3 protein-coding genes are annotated in these 10,687 nt (G+C 52.5%); 1 reads left to right on the forward strand and 2 read right to left on the reverse strand.

The features are described from left to right. The first annotated feature begins 1,142 nt into the window (after nt 1–1,142). Complete coding sequence (locus JQM66_RS12140; protein ID WP_235230134.1) at nt 1,143–1,763, forward strand: ATP-binding protein; 621 nt, start codon at nt 1,143–1,145, stop codon at nt 1,761–1,763. A 417-nt stretch (nt 1,764–2,180) separates the two neighbouring features. On the opposite strand, the gene JQM66_RS12145 is transcribed toward JQM66_RS12140, so the two are convergent. Then, complete coding sequence (locus tag JQM66_RS12145; protein ID WP_235230135.1) at nt 2,181–8,657, reverse strand: S-layer homology domain-containing protein; 6,477 nt, start codon at nt 8,655–8,657, stop codon at nt 2,181–2,183. Between the two features lie 461 nt (nt 8,658–9,118). Beyond that, nucleotides 9,119–9,400: a hypothetical protein gene (locus tag JQM66_RS12150; protein WP_235230136.1), complete on the reverse strand. Its 282-nt coding sequence runs from the start codon at nt 9,398–9,400 to the stop codon at nt 9,119–9,121. Nucleotides 9,401–10,687: the final 1,287 nt, after the last annotated feature.

Here is a 10,687-nt window from a genome sequence, read left to right on the forward strand (position 1 = left end):
CTTGCGGCTCTAAGGATTCTTCTTGGTGGAGACTACTGGACTCGAACCAGTGACCTCCTGCGTGTGAAGAAATACGGGGATTATAGCGCAGGTAATTGTAATCGCCCAACCGTTTGGGCCCCAGTCATTTGCGGGAGCGGAAAGTGCTGAGGCTGTATGAACTTTTGACTTTTACAGCAACTGTGCGCCCGACAAATAACGCTTCCGGTAATCACCTAATACAAGCAGCGATCAATCAACATTTTGCTGCCGCACAGAGAAAATCAATGCCTGGTTCATTAATGGTATCCCACCGATGAGCCGGGCATATTTTGCATCTTGATTTTGGTATTATTATCACTGCCAGAAAGAGTCTTCACGGCAACTTATAGATAAGATTTTCATCGCAACACGGCAAAAGAAAAAATTCTGAAATGGAGCTGATGGGCGGATTCGAACCGCCGGCCTCATCCTTACCAAGCGACTTTTGATGTTTTTTATAACAATTTCCGCTTGTTTTATTTGTTTTGCTCCGAAGAAAATGCTTTCCAGAACTTTCTAAAGGTGCAGTCTCCATTGTTTCCGCACCTGTCTGTGGTGGAAATGTGGTCGACCAGCGATTTGTGCAAATACTGTCTGCACAAATTCTAACAGCCTTGGCAATGAATATTTTGGGCAGCTGTAATCAATAAAACTCCTTGTTCTGGCACAACATCACCGAGATTTCTCTGAATCTCCCGAATGCCCAATGGTCTCCCATTCGAAACATCTTGCGCACTCTGTAACTAACAAAACTCCATTTGAGAAAACAAACTGCTCATAAAAATCTGGGCATGATAACCGCCACTTTCTCCGACACCCTCAACTAAGTTATAGTTCCTTTCAAGTATATCGAATAGATTTGTCATCTCAAAGCATATATGTTTAGGAAAATTCATCAGATTGAAGATTAATTTATCATCGGACATTTCATAAACAACGCCTTCATCAAATGTTACTTTTCCAGTCCTAATATCTTTCATTCCAAGTAGATCTGAACTGAAATCCCGTTTCACAAAACATATGTTCCAGTTACCATTGTAAACGGTTGAATCTCCCTCTCTAATGAAGTCTATAAAATCAAAAGTCTCATTTTCCGCTTCCGGAACAGAAAGGAACCATTGATGGCGATAGCTAATCTTGTTGAGCCAGAATACCAGAAGAAGATGAACAAACGCATCCAGTGCCGTCTACGCAGCGCACATCTGCGAGGGTGCCCGCAGGAACTCACCAACTGTGTTGATTCAGCTGAGCGTGAGTATCTGCCCCGAGGAATTACTGAAGCGTTGGCTTCGTTAGACTTCATTGATTCCGGCCTGAATGTTTGCATTCTGGGACCATCCGACAGCGGTAAATCCTATTTGGCAAAGGCCATTGGCATTGTTGCCTGCAACAACTACAAAGTGGAATACCACCATTGCGAGTCCCTTCTGGAGGCGCTGGTGGCACTCAAGGTGCAGGACTACTCGAAGTACCAGAAGCGCCTGAAAAGGATCTGTGGAGCCGCTCTGCTCATCCTGGACGATTTCCTGTTACATACCATTACCGACGAGCGTGAGGTGAAAATCCTATTTGAAATTTTGGAGAAGCGATGCGAGATTAATCTCAGCACCATTATCTGCTCGCAACGGGAACCGGCAAGCTGGAGCTCCATGATTCTGAATGACGAGGTCTCTGCCAACGCTATCTTGAAGCGCGCAACCAAGCACTACACCGTGGTGATTAAACCCGGAACGACTGTCTAAAACAAGGCTACCGTTAGCGGCGCTCAGCTACCGCTGGGCGCCGCTAACGGCAGCTCGCTATGTAGGGCCCACTGAAAAACATGAATATGTTATGAATAATAAGCTGTTTTCGAAAGGAACCCCAAAATAGTGCAACGAATGGTTCGGAGTTCCCTGATTATTGCAATCAACAATCCCCCATAATCAAGGGGGTACTGCTTCTAAAATGCCCATTTTGGGGGCAGGCTTCTGATGTGCTATGCACAATTACACGCTCTGATTTACACCCAAAGTTAGAAAATAGCGTTGGCAATGGGTAAAACCCGGATATTATTCGGGCATTTTCTGAGTTAAGGCTAAAATCAGGACTTTTTCAGCAAGCCCTATGTAGCAGAACAGAGGATCAAGCGACAGGTTCTATTTGGTTGAAATTTCACTTTATTTCATAACTTCCGTGCAATAACGCATCATCATGGTTGCCATCTGGGCGCGGGTAGCGCTGCCGTTGGGCTTGAGCACCAGGCCGCCATTGGCTGCGTTCATACCTTGAATCACGCCCGATCCATAGGCCCACTGCATGGCGGGAACGGCGTATTCGGACACCGTTGCCGCATCGTCGAAGACGCAGAGGTCGGCACTTGCTTCATCCCGCAGATCACCGCCCTGAAACTGAGTATAACGGAAGAGAATGGATGCCATCTGCTCCCGGGTCAGCACATTATCCGGGCCGAACTTTCCGTTGCCATAACCGTTTGCGATTCCCTGAACCTTGGCCCAGCGTATGGCCTCGGTGTACCAGGCGTTTTCCTGAACGTCCTCGAAGTCCAGAGCGCAGTTCACCACGGGACTGCCGTTCAGCCGCCAAAGCATCACAGTAATCATGGCCCGTGTGGTGGAAGCATTGGGCTGGAAGCGGTCGTCGCTGTACCCCCTCATCAGACCGTTCTCAAGACAGAAGTGAATGCCATCATGGTACCAGCCGTCTGCATCCATGTCGGTGTACGGCCAGAGGGGGCAGGTGTGGTTCTGGTTACAGCCGCGGAAGCCCGTGTTGTACTTCGGCAGGACAGGTGTTGCCGACTGGGTTCCTCCTCCAGAAGAACTGGCATCGCGAACAATCACTTCCGCCGCATCTGCCTGCGCCAGCGTCATCATGGTCAGATCCGCCTTTTGCTGTTGCAGCGAAACATGGTCAACATAGCTACCGGCAGAGGGTTTTGCAAGGGTGACAGTAAACACTGCCGCGCCGCCGGCGGGAATGTTGAAGTTGGTGGGGTCTACACCGTTAGCCGCCGTAATAGCCGCGCCGCTCAGCGTGTTGGTCAGCATCAGGCCGCAGGCATCATGGCTATCCCGGTTTTCCACCGTGACGGTCCACACCACATCCTGACCTTGATTCACCTGCATCTGCGCGGGAGACGCAGTAACGGCAATGTTGATTGCCGCCTTGACGGTTAGGGTTCCATCCACGCAGTGAATGGTATAGTTGGCGGTGGCGTCCGTATCTCCCGCCCGAATCACCACAGAGTCCTCTGCCACAGTGTTGGGCGACTGGCCGATGCCTGTCTGGCTGCCGGAAACCGCTGCGCTGATGGTCTGGCCGGAGACCAGACCGCTGCCGGGGGTCTCTGCTGTCTGCTGTGTGTAGATAAATCCGCCGGTCAGCTCCGTGCCGTCATAGAATTTCTCCTCGTTGGTGGCAGATACGGTGATGGGCCGCGGCTGGATCTGGATGCTGACCGGGTCCTCCCGGGTCAGCGTAACATATCCATGGCGGGTGGCTTTGACGTACACTGTTTTCACGCCATCCGCCACATTCACCACGCTGGGTGCCGTCTCCTGCCAGGTCGCGCGGTCGTCCACAGAATACCAGAGCTTGTAGCCCGCTGCCCCGGTCACACCGGCGTCTACCGTCAGCGCCGTGCCGTCATAGGTCTTGGAACCGCCGGAAGCCGTCACCACCGCGCCATCGACGGACGCAGTTTGGATGGTAAATTTGCCGGGCGCCACCGTGACTACATAGTTTCGCCGGTCTACTCCTGCCGCATAGGTGCAGTCCGCAGTCAGCACGCCCGGATATGTACCTACTTCCTCGACAGAATTGGTACGATAATAGCGGATGGTAATATCTGTTCCCAGAATACCATCGCCTGTGACGGTTCCCTGGAAGCTCGGATCAGCGGCATCGAAATCTTTCGCCGCATCCTGCACCTGAATGTTTACCGCCCGCGCCCGAATCGAGATCTCCGCCGGAGTTGAGCAGGTCAGCGTCTCATGGCCATCCCGGGTGGCCTTGACGTACACTGTTTTCACGCCATCCGCCACATTTGTCACGCTGGGTGCCGTCTCCTGCCAGGTTGCGCGGTTGTCCTCAGAATACCAGATTTTGTAGTCCGTTGCTCCGGTCACACTGGCGTTCACCGTCAGAGCCGTGCCGTCATAGACCTTGGAGCCGCCCAAAACCTCCACTGCCGCACCGGAGACGGTAGCGGTATGAATGGTAAAGTTGCCAGGTACTACCGTGACGGCATAGTTCTTGTTATCCGCATCATAACTGGCCGTCAGAACCTCGGTGTAGGTACCAGGCAGACGGTCGCTTTCGCTGTTCTTCCGGAAGTACGCGATATTGAGGACAGACTTGATCTGCGTCTTCTGAGCTTCACTCAGCGTTTGACTGCTGGTGATTTCGCCGGTAAAGGCCGGGTCCGTCTGGCCGAAAACCTTTTCCGCGTTATTCACCGTGATGGCGATGGGGAGCGGTTTCACCTGAATGGTTACCGGGTCGCAGGTCAGCGTCTGATAGCCCGTCCGGGTAGCTCTGACGCGCACGGTTTTCATGCCGTCCGTCACATTCGTCACGCTGGGGGCAACAGTCGTCCAGGTCTCCACGTCGGGATACTGGCTGACGTCCCAATACTCGACGGTGTAATCCGCCGCGTTCGGTGACAGCTGGGCAGTTACCTTCAGCGCCGTGCCGTCATAGTTTTTCTCACCGCCGGAAGCAGTCACCGCCGCGCCATCGATGCTGGCGGCCTGAATGGTGAAGTTACCGGGTACCACTGTGACGGTATAGTTCTTATTAGTCGTATCATAGCTGGCTTTCAGAACCCCCGGATAGGTGCCGGGCAGGTCGTTACCACTGTTTTCCCGGTAATAGGTAATATGGAGGTCGTTTATGAGTTTCGTTTCGTTCAACTGGGGATTGCTGGTGACGCTGCCGGTAAGGGTGGGCGCATCATTGTCACCATAGGTCATCGTCTTGTCATCCACCCGGATGGTCACCGGATTGGCCTCAATGGTGACGATGGCGGTGGTTTCCACATCCTCGTAGTTCGCGTTTTTCACCAGGATGTAGACCACTGCCGGCGTATTCACCACATCGGTGAATTGTGGTGATTCTGCCGACCAGGTGGTTTGATCCAGTGAGTACTCCACGGAGTCGCCATTTACTTTGTTGATCAGTGTCACGCTGTGCTCTGTGCCATCATAGTAGCCGCTGAAGCCCTGCACCTGGATGGTGCGAGGCGCTTTGGTGATGCGTAACCAGCCGTCCGTTACCTTCCAGGTGATATCGTAGTTCCCGGCCACATCGCCTGCCAGCGTAAAGTCGCTGGTAGTCAGGCCCATGTAGTAGTATCCATTTTGACCACCTATGCAAGTTGTGCCGCTTGCTCTCGCACTCTTTTCGTCTTTCGGCTTGACCGCTGTATCAGCCGGCAGGGCGGATGCGTTTACCACCGTAAAGCCAGTCACGCTCTGGGAGCCGCCGTTATAGGTCATGGTAGCGGTGTTGCCCTTGATCTCAATGGTAATGGGCTTGGGCAAAACAGAGATGGTTCCCTCATCACTTTCGAGAACAATCGACGTGTCAGTTTTGTTGACCGCTTTCGCCTTAAATGTGATCGTTCCAACCCCGGTCAGACTGGGCGCATCGTCAGTCCAGTTGCTGCCGCCGTCCGTAGAATACTGAACGGTGTAATCGTTCGAATCTGCGTTTATGAACTGGACACTGGCCGCCAGCGTCGGGTTGTCGGGATTATAGATTTGTTGGATCGTTTGCGCGATGAGCTTCGCATCTTCGCTCTCCGGGGAATTGATGGTGAAGTCACCGGGAATCACCGTGATGAGATAGTTCGTGTTTCCCGTATCATAGGTGGCGGTCAACACATCTTCATAATGGCCGATGGTATTCACAGCACTGTTGGTGCGGATCAGTTGAAGGTTGAGAGCAGCCTTGTCTTTCGCCAGGATCTCGCCTGTGATCGTGGCGAATTCGGAATTGTAGATATCAAACATCGGGTCCGCACTTTCGTAGAACTTCTCCTTGTTTTGGATAGTAATGGTGATATTCCGCGGCTGGATCGTCAGCTTGCCGGGGGTCACCTTTAGTGTATAGGCCCAGTCATCCGTGTCCGTAACCTGAAAATGAGCCGCGCTGAGACCCATGGTATACTCACCCGCGTTGGTGGCGTTGATGGTGGCGTTGGTGGCGGTAGCCGATTCATCCAACACGAGGAAGGGCGGCTGATCGGTCCGGTTCGTTGAGCCGTCGTTCCAGGCGTAGCTGATCTGATACCCGCTGGCGGTCTTTTCACTGCCATCGTACTCCGCGGTAGCGCTGTTGCCCGTCACCGTGATGGCGATCTCCGGCACAAACCGGGCATAGTAGGTTCCGTCGCTTGTGGCGGGGTAACGGATAGTGGTGCCGCTGATGTCCAGCATGCTGGACGGGACCTTGTTGCCGACCGTATCATACCAGCCCACGAAACGGTAACCCGTCCCGGCCGTTGCGGTAGAGCCGGCATAGGCACCCACGGCATCGGTATAGGTGTAGAAATTCAGCTTGCCCACGGAGTCGTTATCGGTTTTTTCCCACTGCCACGTTCTGTTCTCATCCTGCACTCGGACAACTCGCTGGTAAGTCTGGGTCACCTTGTCCGAGAAGCGGGCGTAGCAGGTCTTACCGCTGGCCGATGTCACATCGTAGATGTACGTATCGGTGGCGGTGAGAAGCGCGCCGGTCTCGTCATACCAGCCCTCAAAGACAAAGCCGTCTTTGGGCGTGGCTTTGACTGTGATCCGCTGGTTCATACTGGCGAAATAGGCCCTTCCATAGCCGCAGGATTCCAGATACTCGTCACTCTCGTCCACGCCCACGATCTGGATGGTGCCGACTGGAGTATTCGCCTCCTCCCAGACGCCGGAGCTGTTCCGGACCTGGGGCAAAAAGCACAGCCGCCAGCGCCATTGGGCCACCATGGTCAGACCCTTGTGACTGTTGGCATATTGGACTTCCGGTGCCGGAGCAGCTGCCGGCATCCAGACAATGCCATCGATGACGTCTTCAAAATCATAAACAAGTGAATTGTACATATCCGGCGCGCCATTGTAGAACTTGAAGAACTGGGGCGCGCCCGCATTGCCTATCATGTAGTCGCAGGCTACGGTGTGTTCGGCCGGCAGGATTATGGAGTCAAGGCCTTCCGGATTGACGGCGCCCTCCGGGAGATCGCCCTCCGGGGTGTCGCCCGTCAGCTTCCAGCCCACGAATTTCCAGTCCCCGTCCAGTCCCGTGGCCGCGTGGGAGGTATACGGCGGGATGAAGCTGTCCACGCCGAAGTCCCCATCGGTTTTGGGCTTGAAGGTATAGACGTTCTCTGCCTCGTGATCGGCATGGGTCTGCCCGGTGATATAGGGCGATCCGCCGTTGGCGTCATAGGTGATAGTGGGATTCTTAACGAACAGAAAGTGCAGGTTGACGCCAGAGGTCACGTTTTCCAGCTTGTAGGTATAGACAAAGTCTCCCTGCCCGTTGGTGGTTCTGACCCATTTTCCGGCTTTTTCCGTATCAGTCAGACTGCCGTTATCCACTACGCAATTTCCGGACAACTTCAAAAAGTCAGTTGTCAGATTGCCGGCAGAGTTCCGATAGGTATTGTAAACGCCCACGAATTCACAGCCCTGCTCAATGTCCTGTTTCTTCAACACCGCCTGCACGGTCAGGCTGGAACCATCGGGGACGTAGGTGACACCGCCGCCCCCGTCCGCGGTGCCGGCGATGACGCTGCCGGCACTGTCCATGATCACTGCGTCGCCGTGGGTGGTAGAGCTTCCGCTGAAGGGGTGATACAGCGTAAATCGGATGTTATCCAGGAAGTTGCCGTAAGTTTTTGCCGCTTGCGGGGTGGATGCGGAGGTGCCCGTGTAACCCACAGACACAAAGGCAAACAGCGTCTCATCCTGCTTCGCCGGAACCGTGTAATAGTAATACTTGCTCAGATCCACGTCGCGGCTTTCTGTCCCGCCGGCGCTGGCTGTCTCATTTTCGCTGCCGGTATCTGCGTTGAAACCGTAGGAGCTCCACGGGTTTTCGGTGACTCCGTTGGCGGCCTTGCAGTCCGTGATGATCCAGATGTGCCACTCCTCAGTATAGGCAAAGCCGGGCTCCAGACTGAAGGGGTGATTGCCCGCGTCGTTCAGGAAGGTGCCATTGGGGCCGAACTTCTTGCTGTACAGCGTGATTTGCTCATGCAGTCCGGCTGTGTCATGCTGCCCTACCTCGCCCTGGGCCACCAGCCAGTCCACCATTTGCATGAAGTGATCGCGGCCGGCCTTGTTGGGCTTGGAGGGGGCATTGTCCTGTTTCGGGCCGATGATCAGCGCCATGGTGTCGGAGCTGTTTCGGGCGCCGTGATCCAGACCCCATTCGTACACGCTGGCTGGATAGGTCTTGACCACCTGATAGAGCGTGCTCTCCTCATCGGCGTTCAGCTCCGCAGCGTAGCTTCCATCCGTCGGAGTGAGTGTCACTTTATTTATGTAGATGCCGGTGTTCTTCCGGAACAGCTCAATAGAGCCGGTGCCGGTACTGCCGTATGCCGTTGTATTCCAGTACGGCACAGCACTTTGATCCATCTGTTTATAAGCAGCCTCCCAGGTCTGGCCATCCTCAAAGCTTCCGTTGAGGAGGTTCCGCGAGATGTCATCCGCGGCGAGGACCGCCGTTTGGCCAGTATTCATCGACAGGAGTATTCCCAGCAAGATTCCCAGAATTGTGATAACCCGTTTGCCCGGTTGATAAACAAGCTTGTACGCTACCTTTCTTTTATCGTTTGTCGGCTTTTCGGCATTTTCTGGAATGATCCAAATTCGACTCATGCGAGTAGCACCGTCAATACGATTCGACTTGCATAGAGTTTGAACTTGCCTGGGGGTAATCCCCCACTTTACAGCAGCTTCCTGGACTGTAATATATCCATTCATAACAAACACCTCGCAAATCACGGATATAAAAAATTATTATATTCGCTTAAACGAAACAAATCAAGTGGTTTAGAAAAAAGCATATGAGTAAATTCTTTTCCAACTATTCCATTTCAAAAGAGCAATGCTGTTAACAAAGAAAACAACTTTTTATCTGTCCCGCTCACGACAACTGCTCCAGTGAAATCGCACTGTCCACCATGCGGCTTGCCCGACGGAGTTTCCATGCCGTGCTGTTCAGACACCGTTCCCGCAGCTTTTCCAGCGCATGCTTTTTCGCCTTTTCCACGCCGTCTTCCCAGAGCCTGTTTCGGATGGCGATCTCTTTGGGTAACCAAAAGCACCAAAACTCCTCCCCAAAATATCCCGCTTGGATAGACTTTGGAACTGCTCATGCAAAGACTCCATCGTAAGCGCCCGAAGGGCGATCTCCTCCGCAGATGCAGACAGCCGATCAGACATGATGTACTCAAATATGTCCCCTTCCTCCTCTGGGATCGGCAGATCATGGAAACCATACACTCCTATGATACTCCGGCAGTCTATATCCCTATAGAAGATTAAGGCAACTCACTTTCAAAAAATGATGCAAAGCAATCCCGGAATCCATTGCACCGCAATGGATTTCGGGATTGCTTCTTTCTGATTCTCCGTGGGACGCGAAAAACGCAAAAACATTTCCATATTTTGGGAGTTTAACTTGCGCTGTCGTTTTCCTGCAGCTGCCGCAATCTACAAAGCTCATACCGGGCAATGATAAAGGTTCGTTTGACTGTCGCCAGGTCTACAGGAGAGGATACTCAACGTATAACGTAGACGATCGAGAACACAGGTGTTGGAACGATTACATAACGGCTACGCATAACGTAAGCAAAAAGATATGTTTACGATCGGCTACGTTATGCGCAACGAATGGGGCTTCCACATAAATGCCACATAGATTCTGGTATGATAGCCAACCCGTTGAAAGTATGGTAAACTGATGCCGTATTGATTCAATGAGCTTCCCCGGAACGGGCCTTGTTATGCAGTGAGCTGAGGATGCGGAGCATCCCGGCAGGTTGAATGGCTTTTGTCAGGAATGCGCTTGCGTTCTCGAACGGCAACGTTGTGCGTAATTCCATTATTTAAAATGTCAAAAATAATTTCAAATTAGGTACAGATTAACACGAAATAACATCAGATAAACTCTCGGAAGTTTGACATCTGCGATATCTTGTGCTAATATGATCTTGTATTTATTAGATGTGCCTACTCCCGGCCAGTGGAGATTGCTAAGTTGTGAAGAAGCGAACCCTGAATGTGGTCGCTATGGCTCTGCACAATTGTGCAGTATCGATTGCCCCTCAGGGGTGTTGGGATCTGTTTCCGCCCGTTTGATGGCTTCTGTGGCTTTGCGCCTATGGAACATCAACGCCTGCTTACAGCATTGTTTGCAGGAATGTTGCGGGAATCGGATCGGTTTGGGATTTATCTGCTTTTGCAGGGATTGTAGGTGTTGGGGAAAGCACCGCTTCGTAAAATCGTGCATTCCCATTTTAGAATGAATACTGCTTATTAGAGGTCTGAAAAAGGCGAAAGCCGTTTTCAGGCCTTTTTGTATCCATTGTTAGATGATGAAAGCCCGGTTCCGGTTCAGGATCAGTCTCCCTGAACTGCAGCGGGCAAGGAGGTTTTTGTAT

Source organism: Oscillibacter valericigenes (genome assembly GCF_021531915.1).
Taxonomy (GTDB): domain Bacteria; phylum Bacillota; class Clostridia; order Oscillospirales; family Oscillospiraceae; genus Oscillibacter; species Oscillibacter valericigenes_A.